The following is a 16,225-nucleotide window of genomic DNA, read 5'->3' on the forward strand; positions in this document are numbered from 1 at the left end:
CGTCAGCGGGCGGAGGCCACCAGCGCGGACACCTCGTGCTTCAGGGGGCGGGGCTGGACTGCGGCGGGGCGCCCAGTGGCTGCCCGCCCGGTCCGCCGGCGAACGTCAGCCACGGCAGGGAGGGCTGCTGGGCCACGCCGGGCTTGCTGTAGTCGCACACCCCCTCGGGGAAGGTGTTCCGCAGCCGGTCCCACTGGGCGTCGGTGAAGTCGGCGGTGTAGTCGCCCCGGTCGAGCGGCTTGAGCCTGCACTTGAGGATGTTGTTGGCCATCGGGCCCCCGGCGGCTGTCCGGGGCAGTCCGAAGTAGGGGTAGGCGGCCCGGCAGACGGACATGTCGGTGATCTCGTGGCCGCCGATCCAGCACGCGTCGACCGCATTGGCCGGCTTGTCGCGCACCACCTTGGTCTCCAGCGGGTCGGCGGACGTGTCGGCCTCGATGCGGGCCAGCCAGCTGTCCATGAGCACGAACGCCTTCTCGCTGGCGTCGTCATCGCTGGCGACGGCGGGCACACCCGTCCAGATGATCTGGTTGTCGTGGTCACCGTTGGCCTGGTCGAGCCGGGCGCGCATCTCGTAACTGTGGAAGTCGGTGTGGATCTCCAGGTTGCCGGTGGCGGTGCGGAGGTCGATGACGGGCACCTTGGCCGCCTCGCGGGGGTAGGTCACCTGACCGGAGCGGTACGCGGTCTCCAGCGCCGCGGGGTCGGCCTCGCTGCGTCCCGGCTGCCGGTTCCAGTCGATGTCCAGCCCGCCGACGTTCTCGTTGAGGTCGACGAACTGCTCGGGGGTGACCAAACCGGATTCGAGGGCCTTCAGGCCGTACTGGACACCGGTGTTGTCGTACGGCCGGTTGGCGAAACCGCGTTGGATGCTCTGTTCGACCGGTCCCCATGAACTCTCGGGCCTTCGGCCCCAGACCGCCACGGCGTAGTCCTGCAGTGTGCACCGCTCGCCCTCGGGGTTCGTCGCGGCGTCGTACACCCACGGGGGGTTGGGCTCCAGGGTGGTGTGGCCGGCGTTGAGACCGCCGAGGCAGCCGGTCCCGTTGTCCGGGTCCAGCCAGGTCTTGGCGTACTGCAGGTTGCCGGTCGGGTTGTCCCAGAGCGACCGGCACACCGTCTCGGCCGCGTGGCCGGTCACCGCGGTGCGCTGGGCGGTCACCGCCCACAGCGGGGAGGTGTCGAAGTACCGGTCGAGCAGGTGGCAGTCCTCGGCCTCCTGCAGCGTGGACCAGACGTCGGGGAAACTGCAGGAGGGCAGGATGCCGTTCAGCAGGCCGGGGTAGTCGGAGGTGATCCAGTGCTGCTGCATGGAGCCGCCGGAGCAGCCCCGGCCGATGGTGTAGCGGATCGGGCCGTAGGTCTCGACGAAGTGCTCCTTGAGCATCACCAGCGCTTCGGCGGAGACCACGCCGTTGCAGTTCTGCCCCAGCATGTTCAGATTGGACGTCGCGACGGCGAATCCACGCGACAGCGCCGCGTCGTCGAGAACGCTCTCCGCGGGCGCGCCCTGCGAGTGCCGGGGTGTGCAGTCGCCGCCGAACGGCACCACGAGCTTGCCGTTGAAGCCGCTTTGCGGCGCCCACGGCTTCCAGGCCTTGGCGGGGTCGTACAGCACCGCGATGTCGTAGATCCCGCGGTCCATGACGCCACGTTCCCGGCGCACGACATAGGCGACCCGCTTGCCCTGGTCCGTCGTCGTGTACGCGAGGTCCACAGGGGGAGTTCGCGGGTCGTACGCGGTGAACTGGCCGGTCAGCGACGACTTGTAGAACAGGGTGTACTTCGCCGGGGTGTTGCAGGCGGCGTCCTGCGCCGCCCCGAGGCCGTTCTCCTCGGTGGCGCACTCCCACGGCTGCACCTGGGGCCCGGCGAACACCGGCCCGCCGACGGGATGGTTGGTGACGGTCAGACGCGCCGCACCCGCCTGCCCCTGGGCCGTCACCTGGTTCTCGCCGACCCTGAGGCCGGTGACCAGGCCCAGGAAGCGGCCGTCCGGCCGGACGGCGAAAGCGGACGTCACGTCCCGCCCGTCCACGTCCACGCGCACACTCTGCGGTGTCGCCCCGGAGGGCAGCACCACCTCGACGAGAGCGTCACCCCCGGACACCAGATCCGCGCGATTCGACAGCACCCTGATCTGGAGTGAACCTCCTGAGTCGGCGTGCGCGATCGCGGTCAGTGTGAGAGCCAAGGCCACCACGAGGACGGTCAGCCATCTGGCCTTTGCCCCCGGTGTGAGATTCCCCCCGGGCCTGTCCACGGCGTGAGCCATCGTGCTTCTCCCAGTTCGTCGGAGCGGTGCCCGGGCGAGAGGACGTCGGGCGGATCCCTGCTTCAGACTGTTTGCGCGTTGGCCCCGTCTTCCCGGCGCCATTCCGGATAGCGGTGGCATGCCACGACCCGCCCGTCGGTGAGCGTTCGCGGCTCGGGGCGTTCCCGTCGGCACTGGTCCGTCGCGAAGGGGCAGCGCGGGGCGAACGGGCAGCCGCTCGACACCTCCGCCGTGACTCCGGACGTGCGTCCGTACGCCGCGTTCGCGGCGCGCCGTTTCCGCTGGGCCTGCGGGTCGGCGACCGGGGCGGCCAGCAGGAGCGCACGGGTGTAGGGGTGTGCGGGCTCGTGCGTCACGAGGCGGGTCGGTCCGGCCTCCATGACCTGTCCCCGGTACAGGACGGTGACGTCGTGACAGATGTGCCGTACGACGGACATGTCGTGCGAGATGAACAGGTAGCCGACTCCATGTCCGTCCTGGAGGTCGGCCAGGAGGTTGAGGATCTGGGCCTTGACCGACAGGTCCAGCGCGCTGACCGACTCGTCGCAGATGACGAGTTGGGGCTCGGTCATCAGGGCACGGGCGATGGAGATGCGCTGGCGTTGTCCTCCGGAGAAGTCGCGCGGGTACTTCGCGGCGGCGGCCGGGTCCAGTCCCACGTCCTCGAGGAGCTTCGCCGTCCGGCGCGCGATGGTCTGCCGGGAACGGACGCCCTGGGCTCTCATCGGCTCGGCCAGGCTGCGGCCGACTGTGTAGGAAGGGTTGAGGGAGCTGTTCGGATCCTGGAAGACGGCTTGCAGGGAGCTGCCGAGCTTCCTTCTTTCCGAGGGGCTCAGGTGGGTCGTGTCCCGGCCGAGCAGGTGCACGCTGCCGGACTGTGCCGGCACGAGGCCCAGCACCGCCTTGGCGAGGCTGGACTTGCCCGATCCCGACTCCCCGACCAGTCCCATGGTCGTGCCGCGCCGGACGGTCAGGCTGACGTCGTCGAGCGCCCGGAACAGCGGTTCCCGGCGTCGGCGTCCGAAACCCACGCTGATGTTGCGTACCTCCAGGACGGGAGGGTGCTCCTGGGTCATCGCGGTAGTGCTCCTTCCCGGACGAGGTCGTCGACGCGAATACAGCGGGCGGCCGCGTTCCGACCGACCGACAGGAGGGGAACGGGCCCGCTGGTGCACTCCTCGCGCGTGTGCGCGCACCGGCCGGCGAATCGGCATCCGGTCGGCCACGCCCCGGGGGGCGGTACCCGGCCCGGCAGCATGGGCAGGCGCGTTCCCTCGTCGGCCGTGCTCGGGTCGGCGGCCAGCAGCGCCGCGGTGTAGGGGAAGCGGGGGGCGTGGACCAGGCTGTCGACACCGGCCTGCTCGACGACCTCGCCCGCGTACATGACGACGGCACGATCGGCGAGGTCCGCGACGACGCCCCAGTCATGGGTGATCAGCAGGATCGCCAGGCCGGTGCTCTGCTGCAACTCGCGCAACAGAGCGAGGATCTCCGCCTGCACGGTCACGTCCAGCGCCGTCGTCGGTTCGTCGGCGATCACGAGTTTCGGTCGGCCGGCGAGCGCGAGGGCGATGTTGACGCGCTGTGCCATGCCGCCGGAGATCTCGTGCGGGTAGGAGGCGAGGACCCGGTCGACGTCGCGCAGCTTGACCTGCTGGAGCAGTTCGGCGGCTCTTGCGCGCGTCGCGGGCCCGGAGAGCCGGTCGTGGCGCCGGATGACCTCCTTGAGGTGGCTGCCGACCGTGTGCGTGGGGTCGAGACTGCCGAGGGCGTCCTGGGCGACGTACGCGATGCCGGAACCACGGACGGCTTGGTACGCCTGGGGCCCGCCCGCCACGAGATCCGTGCCCCGGTGGAAGACCTCGCCACCCGTGACGTGGACGCCGTCAGGCAGCAGCCCCAGGACCGCCAGGGCGGTCATGCTCTTGCCGCAGCCGGATTCGCCCACGAGGGCGACCGTCTCCCCGGTGCCGATACTGAACGTCACGTCGCTGACCAGGGTGGTATCCCGGTCGGCCGTGCTCGCCGTCACGGTCAGTCCCCGGACGTCGAGCAGGCCGTCGGACGGTCCTCCCGGCGGTGCCACGATCGTCGCCCGAGGCGCGGGGGCGGCCTTCCGGTGACCTCGCTCCCGGCGCTCTCGTGGTGCGGCAGCCGTTCGTTCACCCGCCGTCTGATCGCGGATGGCATCTCCGAGCACACCGAACGCCAGCACGGTCAGGGCGATCGTCACGCCGGGAGGAACGAGCAGCCACTCATCGGTGGTGACGACGGTGGACGCCTGGCTGATCATCTCCCCCCAGCTCGGCCGGTCACCCGCGGACATGACGCCGAGGAAGGCGAGCGCGGCCTGGAAGCCGAGGCCGACGCCCGCGAACACCGACGCCTGGGCGAGGATCGGGCCGAGCACCCGGCGCAGCACATGGCCGCTCATGATCCGCGAGGGGCGCACGCCGGCGACCCGGGCGGCCGTCACGAACAGTTCCTCACGCACCACGAGCGTCGCGCCCCGCACGAGTCGGGTGAGACCCGGTGCGCCGAGCACGCCGAGGGTGACCATGGCCGCGGTGGGGCTGGAGGAGGAGACACCGAGCACCACCAGGACGAGGATGATCGCGGGGATGCCGAGCATCAGCTCGGCCGTCCGGCTGATCGTGGTGTCCAGCCAGCCGCCCCGGTAGCCGGCGAGGATGCCGAGCGGCACACCCAGCAGCAGGAACACCGCCAGCGCGGTGAGCGTGTTCACCAGCGCGGGGTTGATTCCGTACAGCAGGCGACTGAGCACGTCGCGGCCCACCGCGTCCGTGCCCAGCCAGTGCGCGGCCGACGGACCGCTGAGCACGGTGCTCAGGTCCTGCTCGTCAGGTGGATACGGTGCGACGGCAGGGGCGAGCAGTCCGGCCGGCACGAGCAGCGCCAGGTAGGCCACCGCCAGAGCACCCAGTGGCTGCCGGCCGAGGACGCGGCGCGACCGGTACGGGCCGGGTGCCGGCTCCGCCGGCCCGGAGGCCGCTGAGACCTCCGGGTTCGTCGAACTCGTCGTCATGATGCGCGCACCCTCGGGTTGACCGCGTGGTAGGCCACGTCGACGAGCAGGTTCACCACGATGACGACCATCGTGAAGTACACGACGACTCCTTCGATCAGAGGCAGGTCATGGGACGCGGTCGCCTGCACGGCGGTGCTCCCCAGGCCGGGGATGGCGAAGATGAACTCGACGGCCACGGTCCCGCCGAGTGCGCCGACGAACACCATGCCGATCACGGTCAGGACCGGGACCGCGGCGTTCTTCAGGGCGTGCCGGTAGACCACCGACCGTTCCGGGACGCCGGCCGCCCGCAGGGTCCGTACGAAGGGCTGGTCGAGCGCGGTCGCCACGGCGTCGCGGCTCTGCTTGGCGATCACGGCGGTGGCCGGTACCGCCAGGGTGACGACCGGCAGGACCAGCGAGGTGAACCACGCCGCCGGATCCTCGGGCAGCGGTACATAGCCCGTGGGCGGGAAGAACGGCAGCTTCACCGCGAACAGCACGACCAGCACGAGCCCCAGCCAGAAGTCGGGAACGGCGAGGCCGATGACGGATCCCGACTTGACCACGTTGCCCAGTACGCCTCGCTGTGCACCGCGGACTCCCAGCAGGATTCCGACGACGGCGGCGAGGAGAGTCGCGCCGATGATCAGCGACAGCGACGGTCCGAGCCGGTCGTTGAGCTGACCGGTCACCGGCTGCCGGTTGATCAGCGAGGTGCCCAGGTCACCGTGCAGCGCCCTGGACAACCACCGCCAGTACTGCGTCCACAGCGGCCGGTCCAGACCCAGTTCATGCCGTGCGGCGTCCACCTGCGCGTCGGTCGCGTTCTGCCCCAGCAGGGAGCGGGCGGCATCGCCCGGCAGAAGCGCCACAAGGACGAATGAGATCACTGAGGCGACGAGTGCCAGCGGTACGGCCCAGGCCAGTCGGCGCAGGACGAGCCTTACCATCGGTCACCTCTGCTCACGTGCGGGCCCATCAGCTCTCTCGGCGCAGTTCGGTGAGCCAGGGGACTCCGGAGTTGGCCGTCGTGGCGTCCAGGCCGGTGAGGCCCTTGGCGAGGTAGTAGCTCAGCGGTGAGCCGACGACGGGAAGTGCCCATGCCTGCTTCGTGAGGTACGCGTTGATCTGCTTCTGCAGCGCGGTGCTGTCCTTCTCGTCCGCCGCGAAGTACTGCTCGTACAGCGCGTCGAGGTGCGGGTCGGACGTGTGGAAGGGGTTGAAGGGCCCCTGCGCACTGACGAAGCCGACGTGCAGCGTGGCCATGTTGGCCAGGCCGTAGCCGATCACGGGGGCCGGGTACTTACCCGACGTCATCGCGACGAAGTAGTCGCTCGCGGTCGGCTTCGTGGTGATCTGGAGCTTGACGCCGACCTTCGAGAGCTGGCCGGACACCGCCTGCGTCATCTTGTCGAGTCCGACCAGAGTGGTGTCGAGCACGGGAAGCTTGAACCCGTTGGGGTATCCGGCCGCGGCGAGGAGGCTCTTGGCGCGCGCCGGGTCGTAGGGATAGATGGCGTCGAGAGAGGCCTCGTATCCGGCCTGTCCGGGGAGGGCGTACTGGGTGAGCGCCAGCTTCTCGTCGCCGTACAGCGCCTTGGCGATGGCCTTGCGGTCGACGGCGTAGTTCAGTGCCTGCCGCACCCGGACGTCGCTCAGCGGCTTGCTCACCTTGCCCTGCCGGTCCGCGAGGTTGAGCCCGGTCATCGCCTGCGGCGGGGCCAGTACCGTGAGCCCGGCGCCTTCGGCCGCCCCGAGGGTGGTGGCATCACCGAGCGCGGCCTGGACCTGCCCGGCCCGCATCGCCTGGACCATCGACGACGAGTTGGGGATGACCCGGATCGTCACCTCCTTCCAGTGCTGCCGGTCCTTGTTCCAGTAGTACGGGTTGGGGACGAAGGTGTAGTGGTCCGAGGCGACCGTCCGGCTCGCGTCCAGCATGTACGGACCGGCTCCGGCCGTACCGTTGTCCAGCGACGCCGGCTTCCCCACCGCCTTCGGGCTGGCGATGTCCCCTCCTCCGAACGCCTGGGCGAAGGCGAACGTCAGATTGGGATCGGACGCACGCAGCTTGAGCCGCACGGTCAAGGGTCCCGTGACATCGATGGACTCCACGTTGACGAGAAGGCCGGCGACCGAGCCGGTCTTCTGGGACCTCTGGTAGTCCAGGTACGTCTTCACCGCCCGCGCGTCGAGCGCCTCACCGTCACTGAACTTGATGCCCTTGCGCAGGGTCAGCTCATAGGCGCGGTTCCCCTTGCCGACGTACCCCCACTTGACCGCGAGGCCGGGGCCGAATCGGCCGTCGGGGCGCATGACCACCAGCGGGTCGTACGCCCACTGGTAGAACGCGCTGTAGGCGGGGTCGCCGACCGCCGGGTTCAGGCTCGGCGGCGACAGCGGAGCGCCGAAGGTGAGCACGTCACCCACGCTCTTGGCACCGCCCTTCGAGGATGTGCCTCCCGAACAGGCGGTGAGGACCAGGGCCGTGGTGACGACTGCGGCGACCGCCGCGCTGCCGCGCGATCGGTCGGCCAGGAATCTGCGGCGGGACAGGGATGGGGACACGTTCTTCTCCGGGCGGCTCAGGAAGTGCATCGATTTAGCACGAGACAGGGGCTCAGGCGGGCCGATCCGAGGTGACCGGCGTCCGGATGATCGGGAAACGCTTGCGTGGCGGTGCACGGGACTCTTTCACCGGTCGACGCGCTGGAGGCATCCCGCGGTAGCGGGATCGCGGTGTACCGTGCTCAAAGGTTTTAGCAGGATGCGCTCGACCGGGTGCCCCGTCAATCCCCCCGAATGGGGGTAGGGGGGCCTCCCGGGTCGGGAACGCCGGACGGCGCGAGCCAGGGTTGGAGGAGCGCATGCCCCAGAGGCGGGTGACACTGGCCGATGTGGCCCGGCGTGCCGGACTGTCCACGACCGCGGCCTCGCTGGTGCTGAACAAACGGGAGGGGACCCGTCTGTCCGAGGACGCGCAGCAGCGCGTCCTTGCCGCCGCCGAGGAACTGGGCTACCGTCCCAACGCCGCAGCACGCAGCCTCCGTACCCGCAAGAGCGCCACGATCGCCTTCGTGTCGGACACGGTCGCCACTACCCGTTTTGCCGGGGACATGATCCGCGGCGCCCTCGACGCGGCACGGGAACAGGGGCATGTGCTGCTCATCGCCGAGACACAGGGCAATGCCGATCTCGAGCGGGAGGCGATCGAGGCGATACTGGACCGCCAGGTCGACGGCATCGTGTACGCCGCCATGTACAGCCGTCGGCTCGCGGTCCCGGGGGAGATCCTGGGCAGGCCGACGGTCCTGCTCAACGCCACCTCGGACGACCGGGTTCCCTCGGTGCTGCCGGCCGACGAGCAGGCGGGGCACGCCGTGGCCACCGCACTCCTCGACCACGGGCACCGGCGGGTCGCCGTCATCGGGCGGGCGGAGGAAAAGGAGCATGACCCGTGGAAGTCCCTTGCCGTCGGCCCACGGCTGCGGGGCATTCGGCGAGCCCTCGCCGATCGCCGTATGCGGCTCGTCGGTGCCGAGTACACCGCCGCATGGGAGCCTTCGCACGGGTATGAGGCCATGACCGCGCTCCTGGGGCGGGCCAACCCGCCTTCGGGGGTCATCTGCATGAACGACCGACTGGCCCTCGGCGCCTACCAGGCCGTGGCCGAGACGGGGCTGAGCATCCCGGGCGATGTCTCGCTCGTCTCCTTCGACGACGATCCCATCGCCACCTGGCTCCGCCCCGGGCTCACCACCGCGGCCCTGCCCCACGAAGACATGGGGCGTCTTGCTGTCCAGTTGCTGCTCGACCAGGACGCCGCTCCGGGAGTGCGCTGGGTCGCGATGCCGCTGCGGGAGCGCGGCTCCATCGGCACCCCGCCGCGCTGACCGGCGTCGACTGTCCGAACTCGGTCCCATGGGGCCTCCCGGCGCGTTGGGTACGCGGGCGTCGCGACCTTGCTGAATCGATTGATCAGAAGGAGATGAAGGAATGCTGCGTCTGGCCGACCACTGGGTCTGGGACAGCTGGTACGCGCGGGACGACGAAGGCCGGCACCACGCCTTCTTCCTCCGCGCCTCCCGTGCCCTGCACGATCCCGAACGCCGCCACCGAAGGGCATCGATCGGCCATGCCGCCTCCACCGACCTGCACACGTGGGAACTCGCTGCCGATGCCCTCGTGGCCGCCGACGCCCCGGCCTGGGACGACCTCGCCACCTGGACCGGCAGCGTCGTACGCGGCCCGGACCGGCGGTGGTACCTCTTCTACACCGGCCTCACCCAGGCTTCGGACCGCCATGTGCAGCGCATAGGTCTGGCCGTCTCGGACGACCTGAACGTCTGGCGACGGCACGGCGACAAACCCCTCGTGGAACCAGATCCGACCTGGTACGAGGCCTGCGACCGCTCCGCGTGGCCGGGCGAGGCGTGGCGTGACCCCTTCGTCTTTCCCGACCCGTCCGGCGATGGCTGGCACATGCTCATCACCGCCCACGCCCAGGACGGTCCCGCCGACGGCAGGGGAGTGATCGGACATGCCTGGTCATCGGACCTGCTCAACTGGCAAGTGCGGCCACCACTGACGGCACCGGCCGGATTCGGCCACCTGGAAGTCCCGCAGGTGGCCGTCGTCGACGGCCAACCGCTCCTGCTCTTCTGCAGCAACTACGCCGAAGAGCCACTGACCCATCAGATCTGGGTGGTGCACGGCCCGTCACTCACCGGCCCATGGGACATGGCACAGGCGCGGCCCGTACTGGTGGACAACCTCTACGCGCCACGCCTGGTCCAGGACGCAACCGGGGGCTGGAACCTCATGGGTTTCGTCGAACAGCGCGACGGGCGGTTCGCGGGCGAGCTGTCCCACCCGATCCCTGTCCGTTACACGCCTGAAGGCGGTCTCGGTGTCGTCGCCTGACCCGCTGCACCAGCCCGCGTCACCGCGGAGCAAAGGCACGCTCAATCTCCGTCACAGTGCCTTGCTAAATCCATTCACCAAGGTGCATCCTGCGGAAACCCGGCCGAGAACCCCAGAGGAGGAATGCCATGCGCGCTGATCGCCACATAGTGTGCGGGCGGTCCGAGGTGCGGCGATGAGCCCGCAGCCGGCACCGTCCCTGCCCCTGGACGGCCTCGTCGCCGCGGGCTACGGCAAGGTCGCCGACGCCTTCTCGACGGCATTGGCCCGCAGCACGCGCGGCGGCGCGGCGCTGACGGTCATGGTCGGCGGCCAGAAGGTGGTCGACCTGTGGGGTGGGGCCGCCGACGCCCGCGACGGCCGCGCCTGGACGCAGGACACACCCAGTGTGACGTTCTCCTGCAGCAAGGGGCTCCTCGCCGTCCTCGTCGCCCGGCTCGTGGAAGTCGGAAAGATCGACCTCGACACGTCGGTCAGCACCTACTGGCCCGAGTTCGGCCAGGCCGGCAAGGAAACCATCCCCGTACGGTGGCTGCTGTCCCACCAGGCCGGCCTGTCCTACCCGACCGAGGACATCACCAAGGCCGATGTCCTCGCATGGCATCCCGTCGTGGACAAGCTCGCCGCCCAAACCCCCCTGTGGGAGCCGGGCACCGGCCACAGCTACCACGCTTTCACCTACGGCTGGCTGGTCGGTGAGGTGGTCCGACGCGTCACCGGCCAGAGCGTGGGCGAAGCGTTCGCGGAGCTGGTCGCCGGGCCGATCGGCGCCCGTGCATGGATCGGCGTGCCGCGCGAGGAACTGTCGTCGGTGGTGGTTCTCGCGATGGCCCCGGACCTCGACGTCGACGCGATGCAGCTTCCACCGGAGTTTGCCCCTCTGAAGAGGGCCTTCACCCTCGGTGGTGCTTTCCCCGGCACCCTCGCAGGGGAAGGCACCGGCTTGAACGACCCGGACATCCAGGCCGCCGAGGTCCCCGGTGGCGGTGCGGTCGCGACCGCACGGGCTCTCGCCGAGATCTGGTCCTCGACGATCCTGCCCACGAGCGCGACCCAGCCCCTCCCGTTGGACGTGGTGACGGACATGGTGCAGGTCCAGTCCTCAGGGCAACAGATCCTGGGCCCTCAGGGCGTCCCTCAGCCCAGCTGGGCCACGGGCTTCATGGTTGACAGCCCCGCCCGTCCGTTCCTGACCTCGTCGTCCTTCGGCCATGACGGCGCCGGCGGCCAACTCGCCTTCGCCGACCCGGCCCTTGGAGTCGGTTTCGGCTTCGTCACCAACGACGCGCAAGGCGTAGGGGACATCCGGGCCCTGGACATCCTCGACACGCTTCGCCGTACCCTCTGAGCCGGCAAAGGAACGACTCCCCGTGTGGCCTGCTGTCGCGTACTGCATGGCCGCTCTCGAGCACACGTCTGGGCATCGCCGAGTGCGGCGACGACCAGAAGATCAGAGACCGCGTTCGCCTACCAGATCGCACGGCACGGGGCTTGCCCGACCACAGAGCCGACGTGCTGTGCCGTGCGCTGTGTGTCTGTCTGTGAACACGACCGTCAACCTCACACCGGCGAGTCACGTCCCGAACCTGTCGACCGAAGAGAACCGGAAATCAGGCAATGACCACCACGCTTCCACGTCACTCTGCTTTGGCGCCGCCGAGCCTGGCCACTCGCGTAACGGATCGGGTCATGGCGCGCCTGATGCGGTTGCCGGGCACACGATGCGACTACCGGGTCGAACGGAACCTCCCGGCGCCCGCGCGTGACGGCGCCCTTCTGGTGACGGACCACTACGCCCCCGTCACAGATGAACCGAAGGGCACCGTCCTTCTGCGCACACCGTACGGGCGCGGCTTCCCGGGTGATCTGGAGGCGAGGGTCTACGCGGGCCACGGGTATCACGTCGTGCTGCAGAGCTGCCGCGGCACGTTCGGCTCCACGGGCGACTTCTACCCGATGGCGAACGAGGCCGACGACGCCCAGGACGCGGTGGCCTGGCTGCGGACCCAGCCGTGGTTCGACGGACGGCTCGCGACCTCCGGGGGATCCTATGTGGGCTGGACCCAGTGGGCGCTGTTGATGGATCCGCCACCCGAACTACGTGCTTGCCTGATCGCCGTAGGGCCGCATGACATGCACGACGCGGTGTACGGAGCTGGAGCCTTCCAGGCGGGAGACTTCCTGTCCTGGGCGGCGATGCTGGTCAACCAGGAGAGATTCACCGGGCTGCGGGGTGTTGCCCGGGTGTTGACGATCAAACGGCGGCTGGCCCCGGTCTTCGGCGCCCTCCCGTTGGCCGACGCGGCCGACGAGGCGACCGAGCACCGCGCGCGGTGGTTCCGCGAATGGCTGACCACTCCCAACCCCGACGATCCGATGTGGGATCGACTCAGACTCCACGACGCCCTTGAGCGGGCGAACGTACCGGTGCGGCTCACCGCAGGCTGGCAGGACCTCTTCGTCGACCAGAACCTGCACCAGTACCAGTCGCTGCGTGCCCGTGGGATCGACGTCTCGCTCACCGTGGGCCCCTGGACCCACAACGAACTGGGCCAGAAGGGCATGGGGCGTCTGCTCCGCGGCAACCTCGCATGGCTGGAGGCCAACCTCGCGGGCGAGGGGCCGGCACAGCCACGTTGTGCATCCCCCGTCGAGGTGTACGTGACCGGGCAGGGTGCCTGGCGACAGCTGGCCGAATGGCCGCCGGCGACAAGCGAGACCGTGCGCCACCTGCAGCCGGGCGGCAGGCTCCTGGCCGACAAGCCGGGCGGCGGCGCGCCGTCGACGTACCTCTACGACCCCGCAGACCCCACACCGACCCTCGGCGGCCCCCTGCTCACCCTCGACGCCGGCGTCAAGGACAACGCCGCCCTGGAGAGCCGCCCCGATGTGCTCACCTTCACCACCGACCCGCTGACCGATCCCCTGGAGATCATGGGAACCCCGGTCGTCGAGCTGGCGCACACCAGGAGCAACCCCCACGCCGACGTCTTCGTCCGGCTCTGCGACGTCGACCCCAAGGGCGTGTCCCGCAACTTCGCCGAAGGACTCGTCCGCCTGGACCCCACCTCACCCCTCGACCGGGTGCAGACCGTACGCATACGACTGGACGCCTGCGCCCACCAGGTCAAGGCCGGACACCGGATCCGTCTGCTGATCGCCGGCGGCTCCCACCCGCGGTACGCACGCAACGAGGGCACAGGTGAACTGCCCGGCACCGGAACCGAGTTGCGGCCGTGCACGCACACCATCCACCATGACAGCGGCGCGGTCTCCCGCGTGATCCTCCCTACGCTCTCGGGGGGTCACGAATAGTCATGTCGACTGAGAGCCGGGTAGTCAGGCTGTCGCGCCGTGCCCGCCAACGTAGCGGGAGGGGACTACGCGGTCATGAGATGCCTACGGTTCGCGTTTGCGGGCTGGTGACTGTTCTCGACCAGGTTGTTCAACCCCCTGTGCGAGCGGTGCTCGACGGAGGGCATGACTTCACGGTGAGCCGCACCGGAGGAACCTTGAGAGGATGTCCTTCCAGACCTCCTGCCGGTCGACCCCGGGAACCGCAGTACAGACTGCGGTACTCGGAGGCGTCAGGACGGGGACCGAACGGCGCCTTCACTCGTCCCGTCCCGCCTGATTCGTTGACGTGGCGACCGACGCATACTGGCGGGAGGGGTACGGTTTGCCGTCCGGCACAGCTTCTCGCCTCGCAGGAACACAGCGATGTGGCTGCCTTGTTTATATCAAGGCTCTCGCCCACCGAAGATCTCTGGCTCCGCCATGGCGACACACGCCTTATGACCTGCGCTGTATGCATCCGTGCAGGTCGTGAACGTGGCCTGGTGCCAACTACCTGGGCGAGACATCTGTCACCGGCCCAAGCAGCACGATGCTCGGACGCTCTGAAAGTCCGGCCGGAATCGCGAAGCTAGGCTTCGGTCATGCCGCCTCAGCACCAGTCCAGAGATCACGCTGACGAGCACTTGTCGATCATCGACAGCTTGAGTGCCCGGCCCTTCCCGGACGAGAACGGCCGACCGGGAGCGAACGGCCAGTGGAGCGGGCCCGGCTTTCACCTGGCCGTACTCCGTGAAAGTCAGGACTTCTGGGAGGATAGGAGCACCGAGATCGTCGAGGCAGCCGAACGGGAGCTGGAAGCCGGCCTTGCCGCGTTGTCGGTCATCCTCGCGGAACGCTGGGGCGCCCCGGAAGTGGTTGACCTGTGGCCTTATCTCGGACTCGACGACTTCGACTCAATCGCCACGAGTCGCGAACCGCTCAGCTTCCTATGCGGTGTCGCCAGCAGCATGCAGATGTGGCGGTTGCCGAACTCGGAGCGATGGGTCGGCCTGACCATCGGCCAAGCCGACCCGGAATGGCCGTTCCAATTGCTGGCGGGGATTGGTGAAACGTCCTCGCTGGACGGCAGGTGACAACTTTTGCGCCCAGGTGGTGACAACTACCGTGCTCAGCAGGGCGGAGAGGTGCAGGTCGCCGCAGCAGTCCGGTGACAACTATCGGGCCCAGCCACACCTGCTTGTGACGAGGCTTTCCTCCATACTCACGTGGGGGGCCGTGCGGGGCTGAGGCGGTGGGAGAGCCGGTCGGACTCGTCGCCGTCCTGTGGCCGGCTGAGCGGCACCCGCCTCGCTCACCCCCCCCCAACACGCTGTTCGCCGGGCCGCAGGCCCTGTTCGGCCCGGGCGAGATCGCGATCCTGCTGTCCCTGCTCTGCACTGCAGTACGGCACCGCGCACCACGGCACCGGCATCTTGGCCCCCCAGCTCATGATCGGAGTAGGAACAGGGTGCGGAGGAGGCGTAACGAGGCTCGGCCGTGCCTCTGTCGCTCGGTGGTCCTGCGGCTGACGTGGCCCTTGACGATGCCCGAGCTCTACGAGAGGGCCAGGCCGGCAGAGTCGCACCAGCGCCTGGCGTCTCGGTCGCGGCTCATCGTCGTGCACTCCGGGCGCGGTCCCTCAGGGCTCCTCGAGCAGGTGCCGAGCCGTGGCGATGTCGGTGATCAGTGCGGTGATCCAGCGGCCACGCACCGCCGCGCGTACGGCCGTGTACTTGCGCTCACCGCCGGCGACGGCGATGCGGCGCGGGACCGTGCGCAGTTGGTCGACGGAGATGCCGATCGTCCGCTCGCCCAGTCCGGCGTCGACATGGACGCCGTTCTCGTCGAAGAAGCGCTGGCAGATGTCGCCCACCGCGCCCAGGGCACGCAGCCGGGAGATCTCCTCCTCGGCCACCGCGTTGCCGCTGAGCTGGAGCAGGGGGGACGGTTCGAGGCTTCCGATGCCCACCAGGACGGCACTGAGTTGCTGCCATGCCTGGCTGACCTCCAGAACCGCCGGATCCCGCAACAGGGAGAGGCGGGCCTCCGCGGAACCGACGAGCCCCGGTGCACGGACGAACAGCGGGGTGGCGCCGGTGAGTTCGGCGAGGCGGGCGGTCAGACGGGTCGCCTGTACCTGACTCCGGGGGTCGCCGATACCGCCCATGAGCTGGACGACCTGGGAGGCTCCGGCCGCCTTGGCCGGCTGCATCGTCTCCACCGCGGCGAGCAGTGTCTCGCTCCAGGTGGAGACACCGATCAGGTCGCCGGAGCGGAAGGCGGTCTCCAGATGGCTCGCGGCCGCCGATCCGAGCCCGCGCAGCAGCGTGGCGGCGTGTTCCGGCTGGTCCTCGTCGTCGAGGACCACGACGTCGGTCAGGTGGTAGCGCTCCGCGAGGGCGTCCTCCACGTCGCTGTGGATGCCGGGCGGCGAGACGACGACGGTCCGTACCACGCCCTGGTCCGCCGCGGAGCGGAGCAGCCGGGAGACGCCGGCCTGGGACAGGCCCAGGGTGTCGGCGATGTCGGCCTGGCGCATGCCGCGCTCGTGGTACATGCGGGCCACGCGCACGATCAGCCGCAGTTTGTCGACGGATTCGCCACTGGTGAGGTCAGAACGCTGGGACACACCCTGCACCCTACTGATCCCCGGCGGTCGA

At 69.5% G+C, this 16,225-nt stretch carries 11 protein-coding genes and 1 pseudogene; 5 read left to right on the top strand and 7 right to left on the bottom strand.

Annotated features, from left to right (window positions below; genetic code table 11):
• Nucleotides 1–40: 40 nt before the first annotated feature.
• From ABZ464_RS13380 to ABZ464_RS13400, 5 genes are all read right to left on the bottom strand, one after another.
• Nucleotides 41–2,200 (bottom strand): DUF6351 family protein, encoded by a 2,160-nt coding sequence (locus tag ABZ464_RS13380; RefSeq protein ID WP_359275309.1) that lies wholly within the window; start codon nucleotides 2,198–2,200, stop codon nucleotides 41–43.
• Between the two features lie 137 nt (nucleotides 2,201–2,337).
• Nucleotides 2,338–3,351, bottom strand: a complete 1,014-nt coding sequence (locus ABZ464_RS13385; protein WP_359275312.1) for an ABC transporter ATP-binding protein — start codon at nucleotides 3,349–3,351, stop codon at nucleotides 2,338–2,340.
• The gene (locus ABZ464_RS13390) at nucleotides 3,348–5,321 is read right to left on the bottom strand and encodes a dipeptide/oligopeptide/nickel ABC transporter permease/ATP-binding protein (RefSeq protein ID WP_359275314.1); all 1,974 of its coding nucleotides are present in this window, start codon (nucleotides 5,319–5,321) and stop codon (nucleotides 3,348–3,350) included. The genes ABZ464_RS13385 and ABZ464_RS13390 overlap by 4 nt, the downstream gene beginning before the upstream one ends.
• Entirely contained in the window at nucleotides 5,318–6,256 is a 939-nt protein-coding gene (locus tag ABZ464_RS13395) for an ABC transporter permease (RefSeq protein WP_359275317.1), read from the bottom strand. Before ABZ464_RS13395 ends, ABZ464_RS13390 begins: the two co-directional genes overlap by 4 nt.
• Nucleotides 6,257–6,284: 28 nt before the next feature.
• A complete protein-coding gene (locus tag ABZ464_RS13400) occupies nucleotides 6,285–7,874 on the bottom strand; it encodes an ABC transporter substrate-binding protein (protein ID WP_359275320.1) in 1,590 nt (529 codons plus the stop codon).
• A gap of 299 nt (nucleotides 7,875–8,173) precedes the next feature.
• Here ABZ464_RS13400 and ABZ464_RS13405 point away from each other — a divergent pair, with 299 nt between their 5' ends.
• The 4 genes from ABZ464_RS13405 (at nucleotide 8,174) to ABZ464_RS13420 (ending at nucleotide 13,544) form a co-directional block, all read left to right on the top strand.
• Entirely contained in the window at nucleotides 8,174–9,199 is a 1,026-nt protein-coding gene (locus tag ABZ464_RS13405) for a LacI family DNA-binding transcriptional regulator (protein ID WP_359275322.1), read from the top strand.
• Between the two features lie 103 nt (nucleotides 9,200–9,302).
• The gene (locus tag ABZ464_RS13410; RefSeq protein WP_359275325.1) at nucleotides 9,303–10,229 is read left to right on the top strand and encodes a family 43 glycosylhydrolase; all 927 of its coding nucleotides are present in this window, start codon (nucleotides 9,303–9,305) and stop codon (nucleotides 10,227–10,229) included.
• 175 nt (nucleotides 10,230–10,404) lie between these two features.
• Entirely contained in the window at nucleotides 10,405–11,577 is a 1,173-nt protein-coding gene (locus ABZ464_RS13415; RefSeq protein WP_359275327.1) for a serine hydrolase domain-containing protein, read from the top strand.
• A gap of 341 nt (nucleotides 11,578–11,918) precedes the next feature.
• Entirely contained in the window at nucleotides 11,919–13,544 is a 1,626-nt protein-coding gene (locus ABZ464_RS13420; protein WP_359275330.1) for a CocE/NonD family hydrolase, read from the top strand.
• A gap of 101 nt (nucleotides 13,545–13,645) precedes the next feature.
• Here ABZ464_RS13420 and ABZ464_RS13425 read toward each other — a convergent pair.
• A pseudogene (locus tag ABZ464_RS13425) lies at nucleotides 13,646–13,738 on the bottom strand (IS6 family transposase); the annotation flags it as partial.
• Between the two features lie 429 nt (nucleotides 13,739–14,167).
• Here ABZ464_RS13425 and ABZ464_RS13430 point away from each other — a divergent pair.
• The gene (locus ABZ464_RS13430) at nucleotides 14,168–14,659 is read left to right on the top strand and encodes a hypothetical protein (protein WP_359275333.1); all 492 of its coding nucleotides are present in this window, start codon (nucleotides 14,168–14,170) and stop codon (nucleotides 14,657–14,659) included.
• A 545-nt stretch (nucleotides 14,660–15,204) separates the two neighbouring features.
• Here the strand turns inward: ABZ464_RS13430 and ABZ464_RS13435 are convergent.
• Complete coding sequence (locus tag ABZ464_RS13435) at nucleotides 15,205–16,194, bottom strand: sugar-binding transcriptional regulator (RefSeq protein WP_359275336.1); 990 nt, start codon at nucleotides 16,192–16,194, stop codon at nucleotides 15,205–15,207.
• Between the last annotated feature and the right edge of the window lie 31 nt (nucleotides 16,195–16,225).

The sequence above is a fragment of the Streptomyces sp. NPDC005820 genome, assembly GCF_040630255.1.
GTDB lineage: Bacteria > Actinomycetota > Actinomycetes > Streptomycetales > Streptomycetaceae > Streptomyces.